Source organism: Exiguobacterium sp. s183, from assembly GCF_018617655.1.
Lineage (GTDB): Bacteria > Bacillota > Bacilli > Exiguobacteriales > Exiguobacteriaceae > Exiguobacterium > Exiguobacterium aestuarii_A.
Genome location: NZ_JACSKN010000001.1, coordinates 178,298 through 203,735 on the forward strand (window position 1 = coordinate 178,298; position 25,438 = coordinate 203,735).

Here is a 25,438-nt window from a genome sequence, read left to right on the forward strand (position 1 = left end):
ATGGGTAAAATTATCGGTATTGACTTAGGGACTACAAACTCATGTGTGGCAGTAATGGAAGGTGGCGAAGCAGTCGTCATCTCAAACGCAGAAGGTAACCGTACGACTCCTTCGGTTGTTGCATTCAAAGGGGAAGAGCGTCAAGTAGGTGAGGTCGCAAAACGTCAGGCCATCACGAACCCGAACACGATCCAATCAATCAAACGTCACATGGGTACGTCGCATACAGTTGACGTAGATGGCAAGAAATTCACACCACAAGAAATCTCGGCAATCATTTTGCAGAAGTTGAAGAAAGATGCTGAAGACTACCTCGGTGAAACAGTCACGGAAGCAGTCATCACAGTTCCTGCATACTTCAACGACGCTGAGCGTCAAGCGACAAAAGATGCTGGTAAAATCGCTGGTCTTGATGTCAAACGAATCATCAACGAGCCAACAGCTGCGGCACTCGCTTACGGATTAGATAAAGGTGAAGACCACACGATTTTGATCTATGACCTCGGTGGTGGTACGTTCGACGTTTCAATCCTTGAGCTTGGTGATGGCGTATTCGAAGTTGTCGCTACAGCTGGTGACAACCGTCTCGGTGGAGATGACTTTGACCAAAAAGTCATCGACTACCTCGTTGCAGAATTCAAAAAAGAGAACGGCATCGACCTCGGGAAAGACAAGATGGCACTTCAACGTTTGAAAGATGCAGCTGAAAAAGCGAAGAAAGACCTTTCAGGCGTCACAAGCGCACACATCAGCCTTCCGTTCATCACAGCAGGTGAAGCAGGTCCACTCCACTTGGAGATGACACTCACGCGTGCGAAGTTTGAAGAATTGACGGCTGACCTTGTCGAACGCACAATGGAACCAACTCGTCGTGCCTTGAAAGATGCAGGACTTACACCATCTGACCTCGATAAGATCATTCTCGTCGGTGGTTCGACACGTATCCCTGCCGTTCAAAAAGCAATCCACGACTTCACGAAGAAAGAGCCATTCAAAGGGGTAAACCCGGATGAAGTTGTTGCACTCGGTGCAGCAATCCAAGGTGGAGTTCTCGCTGGAGACGTAAAAGACGTCGTCCTTCTCGACGTGACTCCACTCTCACTCGGTATCGAGACAATGGGTGGCGTGATGACGAAATTGATCGATCGCAACACGACAATCCCGACATCGAAATCACAAGTGTTCTCAACTGCTGCAGATAACCAGCCTGCTGTTGACATCCACGTCCTTCAAGGGGAACGCCCGATGGCACCAGACAACAAGACACTTGGTCGCTTCCAATTGACTGACATTCCGCCAGCACCACGTGGTGTGCCACAAATCGAAGTTAAATTCGATATCGATGCAAACGGAATTGTTCACGTATCAGCGAAAGATCTCGGTACGAACAAAGAACAATCGATTACAATCCAATCTTCTTCAGGTATCGATGAGGCAGAAATCGAGCGTATGGTAAAAGAAGCTGAAGCGAACGCTGACGCAGATAACAAACGTAAAGAAGAAGCGGAACTTCGCAACGAAACAGACCAACTCGTCTTCGCGACAGACAAGGCAATCAAAGACCTTGGTGAGCAAGTGGAAGAGGCGGACAAAGAAAAAGCAGAAGCTGCGAAAGAAAAAGCGAAAACTGCTCTCGAAGGTTCAGACCTTGAGGCGATCCGTACAGCCAAAGACGAATTGTCAGCTGTCGTTCAAGAGTTGACGCAAAAAGTATATGCTAAAATGGCTGAACAGCAAGGTGCTGAAGGCGCAGAACCACAAACAGAAGCGAAACAGGACGATGATGTCGTGGACGCAGAGTTTGAGGATCTCGACGACCGTAAATAAACAGCCGTTGTAAAGGAGAGCGCCAAAGCAGGTTTCTGCTTTGGCTCTTTCCATGTTAAGGTAGAATCGGTAAAATCGATACGTAGATTGTAAGGATAGGAGCGAGAATAGTGGCGAAACGAGATTATTATGAAGTGCTCGGGCTCGACAAGTCGGCCTCTGCACAAGAAATCAAGCGGGCATACCGGAAATTGGCCCGTCAATATCACCCGGACATCAACCAAGAGGCAGATGCGGCGGATAAGTTTAAAGAGATTGGTGAAGCCTACGAAGTGCTTTCTGACGAACAAAAACGTGCGCAGTATGACCGATTCGGTTTTGAAGGGGCGAACCAGTTCGGTGGCGGCGGTGACTTCCAAGGTGGATTCGGGGATATCTTTGACATGTTCTTCGGAGGCGGCGGACGCCGTCAAGACCCGAACGCACCGCGTCGCGGAGAAGATTATCAATACGTTGTTGACCTCGATTTCATGGAGAGTGTGACAGGCAAGACGGAAACAATCGAGCTCGAAATCGAAGTCGAATGTGACACGTGCATGGGTAACGGTGCGAAACCTGGAACGAAACCAGAAACGTGTAACCAGTGTGGCGGCAGTGGCGTCGAGACGGTTGAGCAAAACACAATTCTCGGTCGTATGGTCAATCAACGTCCTTGTAGCAAGTGTCACGGTAGTGGTAAGACAATCAAAGAAAAATGTCCAACTTGTCACGGATCAGGTCATGTGAAGAAGAAACAGACCGTCGAGGTGAAAATCCCAGCCGGTATCGATAACGGGCAACAGATCCGTCTATCTGGAAAAGGCGGTCCTGGCGTGAACGGAGGACCAGCGGGAGACTTATACGTCGTCGTCCGCGTGAAAGCTCATGAGATTTTTGAACGTGTCGACCAACACATTGCGATGGAAATGCCGGTCACGTTCGCACAAGCGGCACTCGGTGCAGAAATCGAAGTTCCGACGGTTCACGGGAACGTGAGTTTGAAAGTGCCAGCCGGAACACAAACTGGCTCGAAGTTCCGTTTACGCGGAAAAGGGATGCCAAGTGTGCGTGGTGGCGCGAATGGCGACCAGTACGTGAGCGTCATTGTCATGACACCGAAAAATATGACGGACCGCCAAAAAGAATTGCTTCGTGAATTCGAAGAAATCAGTGGCGAATCGGGTGTCGAAGAGGAACACGGCATGTTCCAAAAAATGAAAAAGTTCTTTAGTCACTAAAAGGAGTGTGTACAAACGATGAAATGGTCTGAAATTTGTGTCCACACGACACAGCTTGCGGTGGAAGCCGTATCGAACTTATTACACGAAGTGGGGGCACAAGGTGTCGTCATCGAGGACGTCGAAGACTTCGACCGAATGATGGCGGAAGACCATTTCGGAGAGATTTGGGACGTTTCGGATCGTGAAACGTATCCGACTTCTGGAGTACACGTCAAAGCGTACGTGCCGGCTTCAGGTGATTTCCAAGATGTGCTCGCAAACTTGAAAAAAGAAATCGAGCGACTCCGGAACATGCTTGATATCGGATCAGGTGAGGTCACGGTCGCAGAGATTGATGAGGAAGATTGGGCGCATTCTTGGAAGCAGTATTACAAGCCGGTCAAAATCTCACAACAGCTGACGATTGTCCCTTTGTGGGAAGAGTACACACCACAACCGGAAGAGAATGTCATCTTGCTTGACCCGGGTATGGCGTTCGGTACAGGGACACACCCGACGACGATGCTCTGTATTCAAGCGATTGAGAACTACATCCGGGAAGGTGACCGCGTCATTGATGTCGGTACAGGATCAGGCGTATTGTCGATCGCCGCTGCGAAACTTGGAGCGACGAGCGTAAAAGCGCTAGACTTGGATTCGGTTGCCGTTGAATCGGCTCGTCAAAACGTGGAGACGAACGGTGTCGAATCACTCGTTCAAGTCGACACGGGAGATTTATTAAAAGGTGTGGACGGAGAATATGACTTGGTCGTGGCAAACATCCTTGCCGATGTCATTCTTCTCTTCATCGAAGATGCGTATGCTCGTACGAAAAGGGGAGGTCGCTTCATCACATCCGGCATCATTGGAGAGAAACGAGCGGAAGTCACGAACGCTCTGATGGCTGCAGGGTTTGAAATTGAAGAGACACGCGTGATGGAAGACTGGGTCGCGATCATCGCCAAGAAGGGATAAGCTATGCAACGTTATTTTCTGACACCAGAAGCTTTCACAGGCGATGTTGTGACACTTCCTTCAGATGTCGCTCATCATATCGGAACGGTCCTGCGACAAGGGGCGGGTTACGAAATGGTTCTTCTCGACGGGACGGGCAATGAGTACGCATGTGTCGTGACGTCGCTTGAGAAGAAAAGTGGAGTGGCTAAAGTATTGTCGACTCGCCAATCAGAGACCGAACTGCCGATTGACGTGACGCTCGCTTATGCGTTGCCAAAAGGAGACAAGGTCGAACTTGTCGCGCAAAAAGCGACCGAGCTCGGCGTTCATCAACTTCTATTGTTCGAATCTTCCCGATCAGTCGCCAAATGGGACTCAAAAAAAGTGCCGAAAAAAGTAGAACGTATTCAAAAAATCATGCAAGAGGCGGCTGAGCAATCGTATAGGGCCGTCGTCCCGTCATGTACGTTCCTCACTTCGAAACAGCTTTCGAAGCAATTTGAACAGTATGACGAAGTCATCATCGCATATGAAGAATCGGCGAAAGAAGGCGAGCAGTCGGCACTTGCCAATACATTGAATCGTCTTCAATCAAAACAACGTCTCCTCGTCATCACGGGACCGGAAGGCGGATTTGACACAGCGGAAGTCACGCAATGGATAGAGGCGGGGGCGATCGCTTGCGCGTTCGGACCTCGTATCCTTCGTTCGGAGACGGCTCCTCTTTATGCACTGTCTGCTATCTCGTACGCGCTTGAATTGGCGAAAGGATAAGAAAACGGCTGACCCACGTGGGCAGCCGTTTTTTCGTGAATCCATTATTTTTTATTGATCGTGATGACTTTCTTCGTCACGTTGCCACCGAGGTCAGTCACTTCAAATGTGAATGTGTTTTGACCTTTCTTCACAGGAAGTGAGATGGTATCGGTACGTGAGAACGCACGCATCGCATAAGGTTCTTTCAACGTATGACTCCATTTCAAATCACCGTTGACACGAAGTTTAATATCGTCAAAGTTATCCTTCACGTGAACTTTCACGTTCACAGTGTCTTGCTTCGCCGAGACGTTTTTCGGCACGTTGCTGATTGAGATTGCCGCCTCCGTAGAGTCGACAAAGATTGGACGGACGAAGTTCGTCACGTTACCAGACGTGTCTTCCGCGATGAAACGAATCTTGTGGAATCCATCTTCATACGAACGTGTCGTATTGAACGTGTATTGTTTTGCAGCTGCGTCATACGTGAGTGGTACGTCCACATCGTCGACAGTGAACGATACAACGTCAGAGGCATCTTTGATTTGACCGATGATTGGCACAATTGATGAACCGTAAGGAGACAGGGCGAGTGGTGCATCGACAAAGACTCCTGGTTTATCTGCGTCATTTTCTGTAGATACGTCGCGTGTGATCACGTTACCCGCATTATCTGAAACGCGAACCGATAGTTGGTCCGTTGATTCAAGTGGTGCATCGAGTGTGAAGTTTGCTGTATCTTTTGCTTCTTTCGCAACAACTTTCCCATTAAGAAGGAATTCGATACCGTTGATTCCTGCAAAGTCGTCGGATGCTTTGACACTAGCCACACCTTCGTTCCAACGAATCGTGAAACGAGGATCCGTGTAATCCACTTTCACTGGGATCCGAAGCGTCTGGGCTTGTTTTTTCATGTAGTCGATGCTCGCTTCAATTTCGTAGTAGTACGTTCCTTTCGGCGCCATCTCTCCGTTCAGTTTTCCGTCCCAAGCGTTATCTGACGTGTAGTAGTATGGGTCACCACTTCCGCCATCAAAGTAGTTCTTTCTCAATTCTTCTTCGATTTTAAGGGTACGGAGTACGTTTCCTTTTTCATCGACGATCCGATACTTGACGTCTTTCGCATTTCGTAAGAGCGAGTAGACCGGGGTAGCCGTGTCTTTTGAACCGTCCCCGTCAGGCGAAATCGCTACCGCTTCTTCATCTACAGACTCATCAAGTTTCTCTCCTAAATAGTTCCCGGCCGCATCGACCAATCCAGAGATTCCATAGAATGAACCATCTTCATAAATCGTTTCGTCAAAGATTGGTGCTTTGCCCCAATCGCCTTCGAATCCGACGAACGGGACAACGAGTGACGGATTGCCGTCTGTCCCACGTGGGTCAGTCAAGCGTAGGAATCCATCGACGAAATAACCATTCTCAAAGACTGATTTTGCAGATATCGTTCCTTCTAACGTCTCTGGATTAAGTACTTGTGCCTTCGAGACGTCAATCGATACGGTGATTTCTTTCTTTTGTTTTGCCTTCAACGTGACTTTACTTGTGTTTTTGCCATTGATCTTAATGATTGCTTGTTGAAGCGCCTGAGCTTCCATCGCATTCTGAATGACGCCATCCTTGTTAGTAACGGCAAGGTCTGTCTGGAGGGAAGCGGCCACATTGTATGTGAGTGATTCGTCAGACATGTTTTCAACGACAATCGTGAACTTCGCCTTACTCTTCGACAATTCTTTTAAAGCGACTTTCGCTTCTTTCGTCTTCTTCTCATACGCGACTGCCGGAGATGTGACGGCCGCATGGAGTTGCATGAGACCTGCTCCCGCCCGACGTGGTGAATATGGAAGAGACTGCTTCAATTCTTGGTTATACGGTCCGATGTCTGTGACGGGCTTCGACGTATTGAGTAGCAAGTTCTTTGCCATCGTCACACGAGCCGCTCCGCTCAAGTCGAAATCGCGATCGACGCGTTCAAGAACAAGAGCTGCACCGCCGGCAACGTGAGGTGCGGCCATCGATGTTCCGCTCATCAAACCGTATTGGTTGTCGTTGAACGTTGAGAAGATTTGACCGCCTGGGGCTGAAAGCTCCGGCTTGAAGTCAAGGTTCGGTGTGACACCCCAAGATGTGAAATCAGACATTGCGCCTGCCGAACGGTTGTTGACGCTGATTCGGTCACCAGCAAACGTGAGTTGGAGCGGTCCATCCGCTAATTTCTCTTTTAATTCGTTCCCGTCTTGGATGCTGAGTGATGCCATCGGGATGAGTGGTTGATCGAGAGCCATAGACACATAGTCTCCGTGTGAGACAGCGCCTCGTACGATGACACCGGCTGCCCCTTGTGCCTCAGCCGTTTTTTGAATCTTCGAGTAGAAGTATCCTCCATCGCGAACGGCGAGGACGAGCTTTCCTTTCACGTCTTTACCAGCATAGTTTTCTGGTTGCCCATCTCCGACGTAAACGACGTCATATGTACCTTCCGAGAATGCAGGTCCATCTTGTTTCTTCCATCCGATTTTTTCGTCACCGACGCGGAAAGCGTCCAATTGAATTTGATCGTTCTCGAGTGAAGCGACCGATGTCGATGCTTGGCTTACGCTTGGCGCCCCGACAACACCCGTATCAGGGTTTGAAGCCGTTGGTAAGTCAAAGCCATGTCCGAAGTATGCTGAGTTCCCAGCAGAGATGGACATGAAGACACCGTTGTCTACAGCGCGTTGAACGGCTTGTTGCTCAGGTGAGTCGGCATCGACAAAACCTGCTGTTGAACCAAGACTCATGTTGATGACGTCTGCTCCTAGCTTGATCGCATCGTCAATCGCTTTAATATAAATATCTCCGTATGTAGATGCGTAGTTCGGGTCGTTACTGAATACTTTAAGACCAAGGATTTGAGCTTCAGGTGCGACCCCTTTAATCCCGCCATTTTCGAGATCACCGTTTGCAGCGACCGTCCCTGAGACGTGCTGACCGTGCATGGAAGCGCCAGGTGAGTCATCTTTAATATCATCATTTTCGTCGTAGTAATTATAGGCGTATGGGACTTTCTCATTCACATATTCACCAGGTAGACCGAACGAAGTGATGGCCTGATCGACTTCTGATTTCGTCAATTCTGCCGTTTTCGAATCTGTGATTCGGTAATCTCGGTGGTCGGCATCAATTCCCGAGTCGATGACAGCGACGACGGTGCCTTCCCCGGCAAATCCGTAATCTCCCCATGTTTGTTCGGCTTGTACCATTCCGTTACTTGTAACCATATCTGGTTTCACTTCAGGACGTTCATACTCGTTGACGACATGGACAGTCGCTACTTCAGGTAGAGCTTCAACTTTAGCGATTTCACTTGTTGAGAGGAAAGTGGAGAAGCCGTTAAAAACGGTCGTGAACTCTTCAATCGGTGTAGCAGTCACGCCTTGTTTTTTCAAAGCGGATTTTGCGCGTTTTTGTTCAGACTGTACAGATTGTTGTGCCTTGTTTTGTTCTGATTTCGTCAACTCATTAAATTTTTTCCCTTTTTGCGCTGCTTCTGCGATTGCAGGTGCACCGACGAGTTCGACGACGACCCGGACTTTTTTCTGTTTCTTTTCGAGCTCAATTTTTGGTTTGATGGAAGCTTCTGCTGAAACAGATGACGTACCCGCTTGAATCAACACAGGTGTTAAAGCAATACATGTAGCAAGTGAAGCGTTTAAGTAGACTTTTCTTCTTGACAACGTGTTTACCCCCTAATATTTGTTATTACCTGTAAAAAAACAAAGATTTCCTCTTGCATTGTGAACTATCATATCGTTGTTCAGGGGAAAAAGAGTGGATTTTTTTGTAAAGTAGGGGAGTGTTTTTGCACAAATTTAAATGTTCAGACAATTACTAAAGACCTGAATCATAAGACCTATATCAAATTTTGGTGATCGTCAGAATCACGCGAATGACTTGAAATGTTCAAAAAAACCTGTTAATGTAACGTTAATGTTAAATACCAATAAAACATATCAATTTAGTCAGAATTAAGGATGGGGTGGCGCTATGAATTTACCATTCATGGATATCTTCAAGGATTGGGCGAAAGATTACGATACGGCAGTCGGGGGGCATGACGAACAATATCATGAAGTATTTGTCGGATATGATCAAATGCTTGATGACGTTGCGTTACACGTTGAAGGAACGGTCTTGGAATTTGGTGTCGGCACAGGCAACTTGAGTGCCCGAATTTTAAAGGGACATCCTTTAATTGCAATCGAACCTTCTCCAGAAATGAGGCAGATTGCAATTGAGAAGTTGGGCATATCGGTCGAACATGGAGATTTTCTCCGTTATCCAACGTTCTCACATGTCGATACGGTCGTTTCCTCGTACGCTTTCCATCACTTGACGGATTCTGAGAAAGAAACAGCGATCGGTCAATATGTTCGTGATTGGGGACATCCGAAATTCGTATTGCTTGATACGATGTTCGAATCTCCACACGCACGTCAAGAAATTATTGACTGGGCTACGGAACAAGGCTATTCAGACTTGGTCGAGGATTTAAATCGTGAATATTATCCATATACGACTACCATTCGTACGATGCTAGAGGCGAATGGATACAACGTGACAATGACACAGAAAAATAAATTTGTTTGGCTTGTCGTCGCTACAAAATAATTAGGAGGAATTACTCATGAAAACATATAACGTTGAAAGCTTTAACTTGGATCATACGAAAGTTCAGGCTCCATTTATCCGTCTCGCCGGTGTGAAAGAAGGAACGGCTGATACGATTTACAAGTATGATATTCGCTTCATCCAACCGAACGAAGGCCTCATGCCGATGCGTGCGGTTCACTCTCTCGAGCATTTGATCGCCGAAAACAGTCGTAATCATTCAGAAGACATCGTGGACATTTCGCCGATGGGATGCCAAACAGGTTTCTATTGGACGATGTTGAATGATGGGGATTATGAGCGCATGCTCGACCTCGTAGAAGCGACACTGCGCGATGCGATGAACGCGGAAGAATTGCCAGCGCAAAACCCGGTACAGTGCGGGAATGCGAACCATCATGATTTTGAGGGAGCCAAAAAATTAGCAGCTGACATGCTTGCGAAACGTGACGAGTGGCATATCGTCTTCAAGGACGAAGCGTAAGATGATTGTCCGTGACGTCTATGAACTCATCGGGGACACACCGCTCATCGAGCTCCGTTCATTACCTGTTCCAGCTACGGTAAAAGTGTACGGGAAGATGGAGATGATGAATCCGGGAGGAAGTGTCAAAGACCGACTCGGCATGAATTTGATTGAGCGGGCGATGAAACGTGGAGATGTGGCACCAGGTGGTACGGTGATCGAGCCGACAGCCGGGAATACGGGAATCGGACTCGCGCTCGCTTGTCAGCGATACGACATTCGTCTGATTACCGTGACCCCTGAAAAGTTTAGTCAAGAGAAACAAGCATTGATGCGTCTCCTTGGAGCGACCGTCGTCAACACGCCAACCGAGCTTGGAATGAAAGGCGCAATCAGTCACGCGCTTGAGTTGGCTGAAGAACATGACGCATACGTGCCGGAACAGTTTTCAAATCCGGACAACCCGGACGCCTATGTCGACATCCTTTCGCAAGAGTTGTTGAAGGACGTGCCACAAATCGACGTATTTGTAGCGGGGGCGGGTTCAGGAGGTACGTTCACTGGTGTCGCCAAAACGTTAAAACCACATGGGACGAAAACTGTTGTCGTGGAGCCGGTCGGTTCGATTTTGAACGGCGGTGAGCCAGGTCCACATAAAACAGAAGGAATTGGCGTCGAAAAATGGCCGCCATTTTTGGAAAAGTCTTATGTCGATGCGATTCATACCATCACAGATGAGGAAGCCTTCTATTACGTGGCGCATCTTGCGAAACAGGAAGGATTGCTCATCGGAAGTTCTTCTGGTGCTGCCATCGCAGCATGTGTAAAGGAAGCAAATCAAATGTCAGAAGGCACGATTGTGACGATCTTGCCAGACAGTGCAGAACGATATTTAAGTCAAGGAATTGTCAAGGAGGCAGAACATGCGTACAAAGACAGCACTCATTCACGGCGGTAAAACGACCGACCCATTAACAGGGGCGGTCACACCACCGATTTATCAAACGAGCACATATAAGCAAGACGGAATCGGTAACTTACGGGAAGGATATGAGTATTCTCGATCTGCGAACCCGACACGTACCGCACTCGAGACACTCATAGCGGATATCGAAGGTGGTGTGCAAGGTTTTGCATTTGGTTCTGGGATGGCTGCCATCTCGACCGTACTCATGTTGTTGAAATCTGGAGACCACGTCATCGTCGGGTCTGATGTATATGGAGGAACGTACCGTGTATTCAATCGAGTATTTCAGTCACGAGGCTTGGAGGCAACTTTTGTCGATACATCCGATGAAACAGCGGTTCGTGATGCGCTACAAGCGAACACGAAAATGATTTATGTGGAGACACCGACAAATCCACTCTTGAACGTGACGGATATCCGAGCGATGCGCACGATTGCGGATGAGGCAGATGTCTTGCTCGTCGTGGACAACACGTTCATGACACCTTACTTCCAAAATCCAATCGACCTTGGTGCCGACTATGTCTTACACAGTGCTACAAAATATTTAGGCGGTCATAGTGACGTCGTGGCAGGTTTAGTCGTCGCACGTACGGAAGAACAAGGAGAAGCGTTGGCATTCCTCCAAAATTCAGTCGGTGCAGTCCTCGGACCTCAAGACAGCTTCCTCGTCGTCCGTGGGATTAAGACGCTTGCCGTTCGAATGGAAGAGATTGAATCGAACGCACGGGCGTTGGTTGAATTCTTACAATCGAATGAGAACGTGTCACGTGTCCTTCACCCGAGTGTCTCTAGTGAAGAAGCGAAACGCGTGCACTTATCGCAAGCGCGTGGGTTCGGTGGCATGATTGCGTTTGACGTGGGTTCGGCCGAAGCGGCTGAAATGATGGTCGCGAAGACGAAGTATTTCACGCTCGCAGAGAGTCTCGGTGCAGTTGAAAGCTTGATCAGTGTCCCGGCTCGTATGACGCATGCGTCGATTCCAGCTGAGCGACGTGCAGAACTCGGGATCACGGACGGACTTGTTCGAATCTCAGTTGGATTAGAAGATATCGATGATTTAGTTGAAGATTTAGCACAAGCTCTATCCGCCATCGAACAGGTAAAGCAATAAACAGTAAGGGACGCGATTTCGCGTCCTTTTTTCATGAAACAAAAGCCTTGTATCGGAAGTCATTCATCGACTAAACTATTTTTATCTTGAAAGAGAGCGGGTGAACGTGTGAACAAGGGAGTATGGACGACAATCGGGGCCTACGTGATGTGGGGCGTCCTCCCGATCTATTGGAAGTTTTTGCAAGAAGTGCCGAGCGGGCAAATTTTGGCACATCGTATCGTTTGGTCCTTTTTATTTATTTTACTCGTATTAAGATGGACGAATCAGTGGAAAGAGTTCGGTTACGCTCTTCGCCACCCTGCCACACGAAACGCGTTCATGTTGAACGGATTCATCGTCAGTGCAAACTGGTTCGTGTACATATGGGCTGTCAATCACGGTTATATCATCGAGGCATCCCTCGGCTATTATATTAATCCGCTTGTCAGTATGGTGTTAGGGGTGCTCGTCTTTCGGGAATCATTAAACCGAGTCCAATGGATGGCAGTCGGGATCGCGTCAATCGGCGTCCTCGTCTTGACGCTTGGATATGGCTCGTTTCCGTGGATTTCGTTCGTATTAGCGAGTACGTTTGGTTTTTACGGAATGGTGAAGAAGCGGCGACCTCTCGCTTCAACAGTCAGTCTTGGGATTGAGACGTTAGCAGTCGTTCCTGTCGCGCTCATCTTTCTCAGCAATCAGGTCGTCACGGACCAGATTGCCTTCGACATGTCACCGATGATTTGGGTCGCATTGCTAGGAACAGGTGTGGTGACGGCGCTTCCGCTTCTTTTGTTTGGTTACGGGGCACAACATATCCCGTTCACACTCGTCGGATTCCTTCAATTTATCGCACCGACACTTAGTCTGATTATCGGAGTCGTCATGTATCATGAACCGTTCACAGCATATCATGTCTTCGCATTCACATGTATTTGGCTGGCCATCTTCTTTTTCAGTTGGAACAGTTGGGTCGTCGCTCGTAAACGTCGTCAACTCATTTAAATTTGGAAGCTGTTACATCTCGAAAAAACATGGTAATATGTTAGATGTCAGACTTATTTGTCAGAGGAGGAAATGAATAATGGAATTAGCCCGTTATATCGACCACACAGCTTTAAAAGCTGAAACAACAAAAGATCAAGTTACAAAACTTTGTGCAGAGGCGCTCGAATATAAGTTCGCAAGTGTCTGTGTCAACCCGACATGGGTCAAATATGCTGCGGAGCAACTTAAGGCGGATGACGACGTCAAAGTATGTACAGTCATCGGATTCCCACTCGGAGCGAACACGCCTGAAGTGAAAGCGTTCGAAACAAAAGACGCGATCGCAAACGGTGCGGATGAAGTCGATATGGTGATCAATATCGCAGCACTCAAAGACGGCGACTACGACCTCGTAGAGCGTGACATTCGTGCGGTTGTCGAAGCGGCAAACGGTACACTCGTCAAAGTCATCTTTGAAACGTGCATGCTTACAAAAGAAGAAATCAAGAAAGCTGCTGAACTTTCAGTGAAAGCTGGAGCAGATTTCGTCAAAACATCAACTGGTTTCTCTACTGGTGGCGCAACGGTCGAAGACATTCGTCTCATGCGTGAAACAGTTGGACCAGACCTCGGCGTAAAAGCTTCAGGCGGTGTTCGTGACTTCGAAGGAGCGAAAGCGATGATCGATGCTGGTGCGACACGCATCGGTGCTTCAGCTGGTATCGCAATCGTCACAGGCGGACGTTCAGACAGCGACTATTAATAAGTGGTTGACCACACGACTTAATTTCACTATAATATGATATGACGTGTGAAACACGTTTCCTTAGTCGTGTAATTCGGAGGGAGGGAAAACTAGTGGAAACTCGTGTCCGTAAAAACGAATCGCTTGAAGACGCTCTTCGTCGTTTCAAACGCGGTGTTTCGAAAGATGGCACACTTGCCGAAGTTCGTAAACGTCGTCACTACGAAAAGCCAAGCGTAAAACGTAAATTGAAATCAGAAGCTGCGCGTAAGCGTAAGAAATTCTGATTCCAGTTTCATTGTGTAGAGAGGGTGTTGGCTCATGAGTCTTCAAGAACGCTTGACGGACGACATGAAGCAAGCCATGCGCGCTAAACAAAAAGATCGTCTCACGACGATCCGGATGGTAAAAGCGTCGCTCCAAAATGAGGCTATCAAACTAGGTCGTCAAGATCTTACCGAGGAAGAGGAACTCACGGTGCTCAACCGAGAGATGAAACAGCGCAGAGACTCCCTCCGAGAATTCGAAAGCGCTGGTCGTGAAGACCTTGCTTCCAAAGTAGCAGAAGAGATTGTCGTCCTAGAAGCCTATATGCCTGAACAACTTTCAGAAGATGAAGTGACTGCGATCGTCCAAGCAGCAATTGCTCAAACGAACGCATCCGCTCCATCTGATATGGGTAAGGTGATGGGCGTCGTCATGCCGCAAGTCAAAGGCAAGGCAGACGGTGGTCTTGTGAACCGAATCGTCAAACAACAATTGACGAATTGATGAAAAAGCAGAACTTTTCGGGAAACCGAAAGTTTCTGCTTTTTTTGCGTATTCTGAAACCACATTCATTCTTGTTTCGTATACACTAGAGATAGGAGATAGCTTTGAAATTGGAAGGGGGTAGTAAGACGATGACATTTGGTCTCGGAGTGATTCTGACAGTCTTTTTTGTCGGAGTCGTCCTTCTTGGAATTGAAGTGTTCGTTGCAGGGTTTGGATTGTTCGGTTTGCTTGGGATCGGAGCGGTCGTTGCCAGCTTGATCATGGCGGGTGCGACAATCGGTCAGCTATGGCTCTCCATCGGTTTGGCGGCAGCGGTGCTCACTGGACTTGGGTTCTGGGCATATCGCCGATTAAGTACGAATCGTCCGCTCATTTATAAAGGGTTGATTTTGACGGATTCGACATCGACCGAAAAAGGTTACTTGTCCCATGATGACCGTAAACAACTTCTCGGGAAAGTCGGTGTGACGTTAACACCACTTCGCCCGGCCGGTACTGCCGAAATCGACGGAGAACGTATTGACGTCGTAACAGAAGGTGGCTATCTCGATCAGCAGACAAAAATTCAGGTATATAAAGTGGATTCAGGGCGGATTGTCGTTCGGACCTTTATAGAACCGAAGGAGGATGTAACAGAATGACACCAGAACTATTGACGACGTTACTCATTACAGGTGGAGGATTGATTGCGCTTGCCGTCTTCTTCACGTTTGTACCAATCGGATTATGGATCAGCTCATTCGCAGCAGGTGTACACGTCTCGATTTTCACATTGGTCGGGATGCGCCTTCGCCGCGTCGTACCATCAAAAATTGTTAACCCATTGATTAAAGCAGTCAAGGCGGGTCTCGGTTTAAACACGAACCAACTTGAAAGTCACTTCTTAGCGGGTGGTAATGTTGACCGTGTCGTAAACGCATTGATTGCGGCACACCGCGCAAACATCGAGTTATCGTTCGAGCGTGCCGCTGCCATTGACTTGGCAGGACGTAACGTACTTGAAGCCGTACAAATGTCGGTTAACCCGAAAGTCATTGAGACACCATTTATAGCCGGTGTGGCAATGGACGGGATTGAAGTGAAGGCGAAAGCGCGTATTACGGTGCGTGCCAATATCGATCGTCTCGTCGGTGGTGCGGGGGAAGAAACGATTATCGCCCGTGTCGGGGAAGGTGTCGTATCGACTATCGGATCGCAAAACAATCATAAGCACGTACTTGAGAACCCAGATATGATTTCACGTACCGTACTCACAAAAGGTTTGGATTCAGGTACGGCGTTTGAAATTCTCTCGATTGATATTGCAGATATCGATATCGGTAAGAACATCGGGGCGGTCCTGCAGACTGACCAAGCCGAAGCAGATAAAAAGATTGCCCAAGCGAAGGCGGAAGAACGTCGTGCGATGGCGATTGCTCGCGAACAGGAAATGAAGTCTTCTGTAGAGGAAATGCGTGCGAAAGTTGTCGGAGCCGAAGCGGAAGTCCCACTCGCAATGGCCGAGGCGTTGCGTAACGGTAAACTCGGCGTCATGGATTACGTGAATTACTTGAACGTTCAAGCAGATACGGAAATGCGTAAAGCGATCGGGTCACCTATCGATTCTGAATCAGATAGTGAGTGATAAATATGGATGGACTATGGGTACTTTTGTTAGCAGCCTTCGGAATCGCCTCGGCGGTGATGAAGCGGCTTGAAAAGTCATCGTCTTCAGGCGACCGTCCTCAGAGCAGTGAACTGAAACGCTACTTGGATTCGGTCGGAGACGTGATGAAAGAAATTGAATCGGCGTTTGACGACTCCGAATCAGAACAAAAGCCAGCACCACAAAAGGTGAGACGTCGGATAGCGCGTACCGAAGAGCGACCAGCTCCTCGGGAACGTCAAGTCGAGATGCCGAAAGTGAGTGCGCAGTTTGAACAAGCGGTGAAAATCCCTCCAATTCAGGAGGAAATTAAACCGCGACAACTGAAAGTTTCGAAAAAACAAATGCGGGAAGCTGTCATTTGGAGCGAGGTATTACAACCTCCGGTCTCGAAACGAAAGAAGTAAGGCAAAGGCAGTAACCTCGCGTTACTGCCTTTTGCATGGGGAAAATACACGGTCTTTCTTTCACGATAGGCGTGATAGTGCTAAAGTAAAAGAGGAATAACCGATATTTAGAGGGGGCAACGTATCCATTGATTATGACTGATAAAATACCTTTCGTCATGGAACATGCGAATGAAGCACAAGCTTTACTCGGACCGAAAGATGAAGTGTTCCAAGCGATTGAGACAGAATTGAAAGTGGCACTTATTCCAAGAGGCGAGGAATTGATTATCCAAGCCGATACTGGAGAAGCACTAGAATTGACAAAACAAGTCATCCTCACGTTACAGACGTTAGTGAAAAAAGGTGCACGTCTTAACGAAAGTGACGCCATCAGTGTCATTCAACATATCCAAGTTGGAAAGGGAGACGAACTGCTCGAACATTATGAGCGTGTCGTCTTCACGACTAACAAGGGAAAACCGATTCGTGCTAAAACAGTTGGGCAGAGTCGCTATGTTCGTGCAATCGAACGACGAGACCTCGTCTTTGGAATCGGACCGGCTGGAACGGGTAAAACGTATTTAGCAGTCGTGCTAGCGGCGCGCGCACTAAAAGAAGGTCAGGTGAAACGGATTATCTTGACACGACCTGCCGTAGAAGCAGGCGAGAATCTTGGGTTTTTACCAGGTGATCTGAAAGAAAAGGTAGATCCGTATCTTCGGCCGTTATATGATGCCTTATTCGACGTCTACGGCGTCGAACAGACGAATCGCTTATTAGAACGAGGGACAATCGAAGTGGCCCCTCTCGCCTATATGCGTGGACGTACGTTAGAAGATGCGTTTGTCATATTAGATGAGGCACAAAACACGACGAAAGAACAAATGAAGATGTTTTTGACGCGACTCGGTTTCGGATCGAAGATGGTGGTCACAGGGGATTTGACACAAGTCGATTTACCGAAAGGCAAGGCGTCAGGTTTACAAGAGGCGTTACGCTTATTAGAGGGCGTGGATGGGATTCACTTTGAACACTTCAGCGCGTCTGACGTCGTCCGTCATCCACTCGTTAAGAAAATTATCAACGCCTATAGTACAGACCTCACATAAGGACGATAGTGAGGTAAACGATCGTGAAAGGGGGGCACACGAATGCAGCAAGCCAAACATTGGACAGTCGCGACGATTTCGCTGATTTTCTTTCTCTTACTAGGTGCCATTCTATACTTCACCGTGCGCCCATCCATTATTAGTGTGGAACCGTTAGGGATTGCCGAACAGGACATCCGGTCTCCGATTACGGTTGAGGACCGAGTGGCGACTGAACGGTTGAAACAAGAAGTAACGAACGGTGTCGGCAGTCAGTTTTCGCTCCGTCGGGAATTTGCCGACCAACAGATTGCTAAAGTCGAGCAATTGTTCGCAGCGTTCGACCAGACCGATGAAGAGACGGAACTTGCAGATATTAAGAACCGTCTGAACTCGACGGAAGCGAGCGGGGTACTCGCGGACGAAGAGCTGAACTCACTCCTCGAGGCGACGGAAGATACGCGCCAAACCGTTGAAGACGTGACGGTAACGGCTTTGCAACAAGTGATGGATGATCGAATTGAAACGAGTAATGAAGCGGTCGCAGCGGCCAGAGACCGCGCGGCTGCAATCGTTGATCAATCACCACTTTCGTTTGAATTCCGTGCAATCGCAAAAACATTAAGCGATGAACTCATCGTTCCGAACTATGTGTTTGACTCTGAGGCGACTCGTCAAAAAGAACAAGAAGCCGTCGATGCAGTCGATCCTGTCATCATCCAAGAAGGACAACTTCTTGTCAGTCAAGGGGAAGTCGTCACGCGTGAGATTTATCGGAAGCTAGAACTCACTGGAGCGATCGATCCGAACCGGTCACTCGCTCCACTGTTCGGATCATTCTTATTGAGCGGATTATTGACGGGCGGGTTCTTATTCATGCTTATCCGCTCAAAAATCAAAGATCTATTACTAAACCCGAAAATATTAGTGACCGTCTATGGGTTGCTTCTGTTACAACTCGGTATCTTCTTTGGCGTCGGATACATCGGCGTTGACTACACGACGTATGCTTATCTTTTGGCACCGACCGCCTTCGTCGTATTATTACTACGTATCTTGATTGACGAGCGTGTCGCCCTCGCATCGGCGTTCATTACCATGATTGCGGGGAGTATCGTCGTCACATTCGGACAAAGCACGAACTTCATGACATTGGTATATGTCGCGACCGGAAGTTTCTTAGCCGTCTTTTTAGTCGAACCAAAAATTCAGCGGAAACGCTTGTTCTTGTCGGGCGTCTTACTCGGCATCGTGAATATCATCATGGTCATCGCGTTGCTCTTATTGCGAAACGTTCAAGTGACTTGGGAAATGGCGATGTACCTATCTGGGTTCGCCGTCATCAGCGCCTTGCTATCGATCGTGTTGACATTTGGATTCTTGCCCTTCCTAGAGCCATGGTTTGGCGTCTTGTCGTCTGGTCGACTCGTCGAATTGATGAGTCCGACACATCCATTGCTCCGAAAGCTCTTGATGGAAGCGCCTGGCACGTATCACCATAGTATGATGGTGGCAAACTTGGCAGAATCGGCATGTGAAGCCATTGGGGCGGACGGTTTACTCGCGAGAGTGGCGAGCTATTACCATGACCTTGGGAAAACGGAACGTCCTCTTCACTTCATTGAAAATCAGCAAGGTGGAGGGAATCCGCACGATCGTCTGACACCAGAAGAGTCCGCTGACATCATTATGGCTCACCCTTATGACGGGGCCGATCTATTGAGACGCTATAAACTACCAAAGGAAATCATCGATATTGCTGAGCAACATCATGGGACATCTTTATTGAAATACTTCTTTGTCAAAGCGAAAGAAGATCAGGAGAAAGATGTGGTAGAGTCCCGATATCGTTATCCTGGTCCGAAACCTCAAACACGTGAAGCGGCGGTCGTCATGATTGTCGACTCAATCGAAGCGGCCGTTCGTTCGCAAAAACAACCGACTCCGGAGAAAATCCGGATGCTCGTTCGTGCCATCATCCGTGATAAACTGGCAGACGGACAGTTTGAAGACTGCGATTTGACGACAAAAGAAATTTGGCGCGTCGGTGAGAGCGCATGCGAGACGTTGACGGGCTTGTTCCACGAGCGAATTGAATATCCAGAACTAAAGAAAGAGGGAGAACTACATGCAAATCATCTCGAACGATGAACATGAATTGTTGACGGTGTCTCAAATCGAGCTTGTCGAGTCGATTCTGAAACATGCCGCACAATTAGAAGAGGTCGAAGAACCGAGTGAATTGTCGGTCACGTATTTAACGAATGAAGAAATCCATGAGGTGAATCGGGAGTGGAGAGGAAAAGATGCTCCGACCGATGTAATCAGCTTTGCCTTTGATGAGATGGGCGAAGACGAAATGGACTTCACACTCGATGAGGACGAACCGCATCTCCTCGGGGACTTGGTCATCTCGGTGGAACGATGCCGCGAACAAGCGGCGGACTACGGACATTCCTTTGAGCGAGAACTCGGTTTCTTGGCCATCCATGGATTCCTTCATCTGTTGGGATATGACCATATGACGCCAGAGGAAGAGGCGGAAATGACCGCAAGACAAGAGGAAGTTCTCACTCATTTCGAGTTGAAGCGAGGCAACGTGTGAGACCGTTTCGTGTGGCATGTGAGGGAATCTTCCATGCCATTCGGACAGAACGGAATATGCGTGTCCATCTCATATCCGCGTTACTCGTATTTGCTGTCGCGATTTGGCTACAAACGACAAGGATGGAAAATCTCGTCCTCCTTGCCTGGGTGACACTAGTCCTGAGTTTAGAGCTCATAAACACGGCAATCGAACGGGCGGTCGACCTTGTCACAAAAGATGTCCATCCGCTCGCGAAGCAGGCGAAAGACGTGGCCGCGGGTGCCGTCCTCGTCGCTTCAGTCGGAGCGGCTGTGACAGCACTCATTATATTCGGTCCAAGGCTATGGAACGTGCTATACTAAGAGTTCTGAAATTGAGAAAGCAGGTGCATTATGTATCAAGAAGATTTTAAATCTGGTTTCGTGTCGATCATTGGTCGACCGAACGTCGGGAAATCGACATTCCTTAACCGCGTGATCGGTCAAAAGATTGCCATCATGTCGGATAAACCACAAACGACACGAAATAAAGTACAAGGTGTATATACGACGGATGATTCTCAAATCATTTTCATCGATACACCGGGAATCCATAAACCGAAACACCGCCTCGGCGACTTCATGATGAAAGTGGCGACGAACGCCCTTCGCGAAGTCGATGCGATTCTTTTCATGGTGAACGTGACGGAACCTCGTGGTGCCGGAGATGATTTCATCATTGAAAAATTGAAAGGACTCGACACACCTATCATTTTGGTGATGAATAAAATCGACTTGATTCACCCGGATGAACTGCCGAAAGTGATTGAGCAATATACAAATGAATTGGACTTCGCAGCATATGTGCCAATCTCGGCATTACAAGGTAATAACGTCGAACCACTCCTAGGAGAAATTAAGAAATTGTTACCTGAAGGACCGATGTACTACCCGGCCGATCAAGTGACGGACCACCCGGAGCGATTTATCATCTCAGAGATGATTCGCGAAAAAGTGTTGCATAAGACGCGAGACGAAGTCCCGCATTCGATCGCTGTGGCAATCGAATCAATCAAGAAACGTGATAACTCAGAGATGATTGATGTTGAAGCCGTCATCATGGTGGAACGCGATTCACAAAAAGGAATCATCATCGGGAAAAAAGGGACGATGCTCCGTGAAATCGGGACAGATGCTCGTCAAGACATCGAGGCGCTTCTCGGCACGAAAGTGTACTTGAACCTTTGGGTCAAAGTCCAGAAAGACTGGCGTAACAAGATGGGTCAGCTTCGTGACCTCGGTTTCCGCGACGACGAGTATTAAGCCATGTTACAAAAAGTCACGGGAATCGTCATTCGTACCGTCAATTATGGTGAATCGAATAAAGTCGTGACATTGTTTTCAGAAGAGCTTGGCAAAGTTGCGATTATGGCACGAGGCGCAAAAAAACCGGGGAGTCGGTTTCATGCCTCGAGCCAACCGTTTGTAGAAGGTGTGTATATTTTCCCCTCTAGCCGTGGGCTCGCTCAGTTAAAATCATCCGATGTTATGACGTCCTATCCGGAAATCCGGAAAGATGTCGATCGGATGGCATACGCCATGTATTGGTTGGAGCTCGTCGACCGGTCTGTCGAGGATCGGGTACAAAATCGTCCGCTCTTTCGGATTTTACAGGATGCGCTTCAAGCATTGAATGCGGGCATGGACGCAGATGTGATCACCCATCATCTCGAACTGCGTATCTTGCATCTACTAGGTGTTTCTCCTGTGCTGACAGGGTGTGTCCGCTGTGGGGACGTGACGGACCCGATGTATTTCTCGGTCGCTTCTGGCGGTTTTTTATGTGGGCGACATCGAGAAGAGGGAGCGGTTCCATTATCAGAACGTCTCGCCAAATTGCTTTACTTGATGAGCAAACACGAACTGTCAGAATTTCGGAACGTACCGTTATCGAACGACTCTAGACTCCTCTTGCGTCAACTCTTTGATGCATACATGGAGTCATATAGCGGACTCCGATTGAAGACGAAACGAGTGCTCGACCAAATGATCCGGCTTCATCTGAATGAGGATTGACTTTTCAAACTGAATTCGATACGATGAGTTACGATTAGACAAATGAAATAGCGTGCGCGATGAAGGAAAAAAGTAACTCTTTCTGTCATGAATAAAGCGAGTTCGGGGTGGTGTGAGCCGAGCGTCATGAGAAGAGTGAATGGCGATTCCAGAGCGCCCACATCTTTTAAGAGTGGCCCCGTTGTTGGGGCAAGTAGGGTGGAACCGCGGGAATCAATCCCGTCCCTATGTGCTAGGCACATAGGGGCGTTTTTTGTCGTTTCAATACTATTGGAGGTGTCATTTATGAAGCACATGACTGTGCAAGAGATTATTCTCACGCTACAAAACTTTTGGGCATCGAAAGGCTGTTTGACGATGCAAGCGTACGATGTGGAAAAAGGAGCAGGGACGATGAACCCGATGACGTTCCTTCGAAGCCTTGGTCCAGAGCCTTGGAACGTTTGTTACACGGAACCTTCACGCCGCCCGGCTGACGGACGTTATGGGGAGAACCCGAACCGCCTGTATCAACACCATCAGTTCCAGGTGATCATGAAACCGTCGCCGAGCAACATCCAAGAGTTGTACTTAGAAAGTCTCGAGTTGATTGGAATCAACCCGCTCGAGCATGACATCCGCTTCGTCGAAGATAACTGGGAAAACCCGACATTCGGAGCAGCCGGTCTCGGTTGGGAAGTATGGCTGAACGGGATGGAAATCACGCAATTCACGTATTTCCAACAAGTCGGGGGAATTGAGTGTGACCCGATTGCAGTTGAAATCACATACGGTCTCGAACGCCTCGCTTCGTACATTCAGGAAGTCGAGAGCGTATTCGACCTCGTTTGGACGGATGGATTCAAGTATGGAGACATCTTCTACCAGCCTGAGTTCGAACACTCGAAATATACGTTCGAGTTATCAGACGTCGATATGCTCTTCACGCTATTTGACACATATGAGAAGGAAGCAAAACGTGCTCTCGAAGAAAATCTCGTCTTCCCTGCATACGATTACATTTTGAAGTGTTCACATACGTTCAACTTGTTAGACGCAAAAGGTGCGATTTCCGTGACAGAACGTACTGGATTTATCCAACGCGTCCGTAATATGTCACGTGCATGTGCTGCTAAATTTATCGAAGAACGGGAACGCCTTGACTTCCCGCTTTTGAAACAAGAGAAAGCAGGTGACTTGAATGCGTGACCTTTTACTAGAGATTGGATTAGAAGAATTACCGGCTCAATACGTCTTGCGCTCAGAGAAGCAATTGGCAGAGCGCATCGATGCGTTCTTGAAAGAAGCGCGTGTTGAGTATGGTTCAATCGATGTGTATTCTACACCTCGTCGTTTAGCTGTAATCGTTCGCGACGTGGCAGAAACACAACAAGATTTAACGGAAACCCTTCGTGGACCTGCGAAGAAGATTGCTCAAGACGCTGAAGGGAACTGGTCGAAAGCGGCAGAAGGCTTTGCTCGAGGTCGTGGATTAACAGTAGAAGACTTATACTTCGCCGAAGAAAAAGGTGTTGAATACGTCTTCGCAGAACGTCATGAGGCGGGTCAAGATACGATGTCGTTATTGAACGGCCTTGAAGATGTCGTTCGGAGCTTGACGTTCCCGAAAAACATGAAGTGGGGAACGAGCAGTTTACGCTACATGCGTCCGATTCGTTGGTTGATTGCCCTCTTCGGTCAAGACGTCATCGACTTTACGATTGAAGGCGTGAAAACAGGGAATGTGACGAGAGGTCACCGTTTCCTCAGCAAGGGAGATGTCGTCGTCGAGTCACCTGCTGAATATGTGAAAGCGCTAGAGGCTGCATTTGTCATGGCAAGCTACGAGACACGTAAAGCCGAAATCGAACGTCAAATTCAAACGCTCGCGACAAATCAAGGGTGGACGATTCCGCTTGATGCCGACTTGTTAGAGGAAGTCACGAACTTAGTCGAGTGGCCGACTGCCCTCTTTGGTGAATTTGATGAGACGTATCTTGACTTACCGGAAGAAGTTCTCATTACAACGATGAAAGAGCACCAGCGCTATTTCCCGGTATATGTTGATGGAACGTTGAAAAACTATTTCGTTACCGTTCGAAACGGGAACGCCGATCATCTCGAAAACGTCGCACGTGGGAACGAAAAGGTCATCCGTGCGCGTCTTGCGGATGCGGTCTTCTTCTACGAAGAAGACAAGAAGACAAAAATCGATGATCAGCTTGCACGTCTCGACCGAATCGTCTTCCACGAAAAATTAGGAACGACTGGTGCGAAAGCGCGACGTGTGACCGAAATCGCACAAGCCCTTGCTCCTTTGTTTGATGCGGACCTTGAAAAAGTAAATCGTGCTGGTGCGATTCATAAGTTTGATCTTGTCAGCCAGATGGTTTACGAGTTCACAGAGCTTCAAGGAATCATGGGTGAGAAGTATGCCCTTCAACAAGGTGAGGACAAGGAAGTAGCTGCGGCGATTCGTGAGCACTACATGCCACGTTTCGCGGGTGATTCGTCTCCGGAGACGGCAACAGGTGCCGTGCTTGCTCTCGCAGATAAGCTCGATTCGATTGCTGCGTTCTTTGGTATCGGCATGATCCCGAGTGGTTCACAAGATCCGTTCGCACTTCGTCGGCAAGCACAAGGGGTCGTACAAATCCTTGGGGATTGGAAGATTGACCTCTCAATCGACAAACTTCTTTCGAAAGTTGTCGAATTACAACTGGAGGCAGGACTCTATGAAGCCGATAAAGAACAAGTCAAGGCACAGCTCGTGGAGTTCTTTACACTTCGCTTGAAATATCGCTTGCAAGAACAGCAAGTTCGCTATGACGTGATTGATGCCGTGTTGACGACTACGCTTACGGTGGACCGTCTTGATGCTCGTGCACATGCGATTCAACAATTCGTTTCGACGGACGCGAAGTCATTGATCGAGCAATTGTCACGCGTCGTCAATATTTCGAAAAAAGGTGAGCCAGGAGACGTCGATCCGTCATTGTTTGAAAACGACCAAGAGGTTGCATTACATGAAGCGATTGAACAGACTGCTCCTGATGCGATGAATGCCGTTCAAACAGGAGACTACAACAAAGCGCTTCAACTTCTTCAGACGCTTGAGTCACCAATTATGATGTATTTCGAACATACAATGGTCATGAGTGATGACGAGGCGGTACGCCAAAACCGACTCCACGAAATGAACCGACTTGCTACGACGATTAAGAGTGTCGCAGACTTCAACGCGCTCGTACTCTAACAAACTAGAGGGGGTT

Annotated in this window: 24 protein-coding genes and 1 other annotated feature; of the genes, 23 read left to right on the top strand and 1 reads right to left on the bottom strand. The window is 48.2% G+C overall.

The window, feature by feature from the left end:
* From dnaK to KNP62_RS00900, 4 genes are all read left to right on the top strand, one after another.
* The gene (dnaK, locus tag KNP62_RS00885) at window positions 1–1,827 is read left to right on the top strand and encodes a molecular chaperone DnaK (RefSeq protein WP_214693135.1); all 1,827 of its coding nucleotides are present in this window, start codon (window positions 1–3) and stop codon (window positions 1,825–1,827) included.
* A 110-nt stretch (window positions 1,828–1,937) separates the two neighbouring features.
* Window positions 1,938–3,044 (top strand): molecular chaperone DnaJ, encoded by a 1,107-nt coding sequence (gene dnaJ, locus KNP62_RS00890; RefSeq protein WP_214693130.1) that lies wholly within the window; start codon window positions 1,938–1,940, stop codon window positions 3,042–3,044.
* An 18-nt stretch (window positions 3,045–3,062) separates the two neighbouring features.
* Window positions 3,063–4,001, top strand: coding sequence for a 50S ribosomal protein L11 methyltransferase (gene prmA, locus KNP62_RS00895; RefSeq protein WP_214782277.1), 939 nt, complete (start codon window positions 3,063–3,065; stop codon window positions 3,999–4,001).
* A gap of 3 nt (window positions 4,002–4,004) precedes the next feature.
* Entirely contained in the window at window positions 4,005–4,757 is a 753-nt protein-coding gene (locus KNP62_RS00900; protein ID WP_214782280.1) for a 16S rRNA (uracil(1498)-N(3))-methyltransferase, read from the top strand.
* A gap of 44 nt (window positions 4,758–4,801) precedes the next feature.
* Here KNP62_RS00900 and KNP62_RS00905 read toward each other — a convergent pair whose 3' ends face one another.
* On the bottom strand, window positions 4,802–8,455 hold the full coding sequence (locus KNP62_RS00905; RefSeq protein ID WP_214782283.1) for a S8 family serine peptidase: 3,654 nt from the start codon (window positions 8,453–8,455) through the stop codon (window positions 4,802–4,804).
* Window positions 8,456–8,765: 310 nt separating this feature from the next.
* Between KNP62_RS00905 and KNP62_RS00910 the strand changes: the two genes are divergently transcribed.
* The 19 genes from KNP62_RS00910 (at window position 8,766) to glyS (ending at window position 25,422) form a co-directional block, all read left to right on the top strand.
* Complete coding sequence (locus KNP62_RS00910; protein ID WP_214782286.1) at window positions 8,766–9,389, top strand: class I SAM-dependent methyltransferase; 624 nt, start codon at window positions 8,766–8,768, stop codon at window positions 9,387–9,389.
* Between the two features lie 16 nt (window positions 9,390–9,405).
* A complete protein-coding gene (locus KNP62_RS00915) occupies window positions 9,406–9,873 on the top strand; it encodes an S-ribosylhomocysteine lyase (protein WP_214782289.1) in 468 nt (155 codons plus the stop codon).
* A 1-nt stretch (window position 9,874) separates the two neighbouring features.
* Window positions 9,875–10,813 carry a PLP-dependent cysteine synthase family protein gene (locus tag KNP62_RS00920; RefSeq protein WP_214782291.1) on the top strand — a complete coding sequence of 313 codons (939 nt, stop codon included), beginning with the start codon at window positions 9,875–9,877 and terminating at the stop codon, window positions 10,811–10,813.
* Complete coding sequence (locus tag KNP62_RS00925) at window positions 10,779–11,936, top strand: bifunctional cystathionine gamma-lyase/homocysteine desulfhydrase (RefSeq protein WP_214749236.1); 1,158 nt, start codon at window positions 10,779–10,781, stop codon at window positions 11,934–11,936. The genes KNP62_RS00920 and KNP62_RS00925 overlap by 35 nt, the downstream gene beginning before the upstream one ends.
* Before the next feature lie 108 nt (window positions 11,937–12,044).
* On the top strand, window positions 12,045–12,923 hold the full coding sequence (gene rarD / locus KNP62_RS00930) for an EamA family transporter RarD (RefSeq protein WP_214693116.1): 879 nt from the start codon (window positions 12,045–12,047) through the stop codon (window positions 12,921–12,923).
* A gap of 79 nt (window positions 12,924–13,002) precedes the next feature.
* Entirely contained in the window at window positions 13,003–13,668 is a 666-nt protein-coding gene (gene deoC, locus KNP62_RS00935) for a deoxyribose-phosphate aldolase (protein ID WP_214760177.1), read from the top strand.
* 74 nt (window positions 13,669–13,742) lie between these two features.
* Window positions 13,743–13,937 carry a 30S ribosomal protein S21 gene (gene rpsU, locus KNP62_RS00940; protein ID WP_029334745.1) on the top strand — a complete coding sequence of 65 codons (195 nt, stop codon included), beginning with the start codon at window positions 13,743–13,745 and terminating at the stop codon, window positions 13,935–13,937.
* A gap of 34 nt (window positions 13,938–13,971) precedes the next feature.
* Complete coding sequence (locus tag KNP62_RS00945) at window positions 13,972–14,421, top strand: GatB/YqeY domain-containing protein (RefSeq protein ID WP_074033373.1); 450 nt, start codon at window positions 13,972–13,974, stop codon at window positions 14,419–14,421.
* A gap of 104 nt (window positions 14,422–14,525) precedes the next feature.
* Complete coding sequence (locus KNP62_RS00950; RefSeq protein ID WP_251125547.1) at window positions 14,526–15,065, top strand: NfeD family protein; 540 nt, start codon at window positions 14,526–14,528, stop codon at window positions 15,063–15,065.
* Window positions 15,062–16,048, top strand: a complete 987-nt coding sequence (gene floA, locus KNP62_RS00955; protein WP_074033371.1) for a flotillin-like protein FloA — start codon at window positions 15,062–15,064, stop codon at window positions 16,046–16,048. The genes KNP62_RS00950 and floA overlap by 4 nt, the downstream gene beginning before the upstream one ends.
* A gap of 5 nt (window positions 16,049–16,053) precedes the next feature.
* Window positions 16,054–16,476 (top strand): hypothetical protein, encoded by a 423-nt coding sequence (locus KNP62_RS00960; protein ID WP_214749229.1) that lies wholly within the window; start codon window positions 16,054–16,056, stop codon window positions 16,474–16,476.
* Between the two features lie 134 nt (window positions 16,477–16,610).
* Window positions 16,611–17,567, top strand: a complete 957-nt coding sequence (locus KNP62_RS00965) for a PhoH family protein (RefSeq protein ID WP_074033920.1) — start codon at window positions 16,611–16,613, stop codon at window positions 17,565–17,567.
* A 42-nt stretch (window positions 17,568–17,609) separates the two neighbouring features.
* Window positions 17,610–19,697, top strand: coding sequence for an HD family phosphohydrolase (locus tag KNP62_RS00970; protein ID WP_214782293.1), 2,088 nt, complete (start codon window positions 17,610–17,612; stop codon window positions 19,695–19,697).
* Window positions 19,675–20,151 (top strand): rRNA maturation RNase YbeY, encoded by a 477-nt coding sequence (gene ybeY / locus KNP62_RS00975; protein ID WP_214782295.1) that lies wholly within the window; start codon window positions 19,675–19,677, stop codon window positions 20,149–20,151. The genes KNP62_RS00970 and ybeY overlap by 23 nt, the downstream gene beginning before the upstream one ends.
* Window positions 20,148–20,495, top strand: coding sequence for a diacylglycerol kinase family protein (locus KNP62_RS00980; RefSeq protein WP_214782297.1), 348 nt, complete (start codon window positions 20,148–20,150; stop codon window positions 20,493–20,495). The genes ybeY and KNP62_RS00980 overlap by 4 nt, the downstream gene beginning before the upstream one ends.
* A gap of 30 nt (window positions 20,496–20,525) precedes the next feature.
* A complete protein-coding gene (gene era, locus KNP62_RS00985) occupies window positions 20,526–21,434 on the top strand; it encodes a GTPase Era (RefSeq protein ID WP_074033366.1) in 909 nt (302 codons plus the stop codon).
* Between the two features lie 3 nt (window positions 21,435–21,437).
* Window positions 21,438–22,187, top strand: coding sequence for a DNA repair protein RecO (gene recO, locus KNP62_RS00990; RefSeq protein WP_214782299.1), 750 nt, complete (start codon window positions 21,438–21,440; stop codon window positions 22,185–22,187).
* 50 nt (window positions 22,188–22,237) lie between these two features.
* Window positions 22,238–22,417, top strand: a binding site (T-box leader).
* Between the two features lie 64 nt (window positions 22,418–22,481).
* Complete coding sequence (gene glyQ / locus KNP62_RS00995) at window positions 22,482–23,375, top strand: glycine--tRNA ligase subunit alpha (RefSeq protein ID WP_214760239.1); 894 nt, start codon at window positions 22,482–22,484, stop codon at window positions 23,373–23,375.
* Window positions 23,368–25,422, top strand: coding sequence for a glycine--tRNA ligase subunit beta (gene glyS, locus KNP62_RS01000; RefSeq protein WP_214782301.1), 2,055 nt, complete (start codon window positions 23,368–23,370; stop codon window positions 25,420–25,422). The genes glyQ and glyS overlap by 8 nt, the downstream gene beginning before the upstream one ends.
* The last annotated feature ends 16 nt before the right edge of the window (window positions 25,423–25,438 follow it).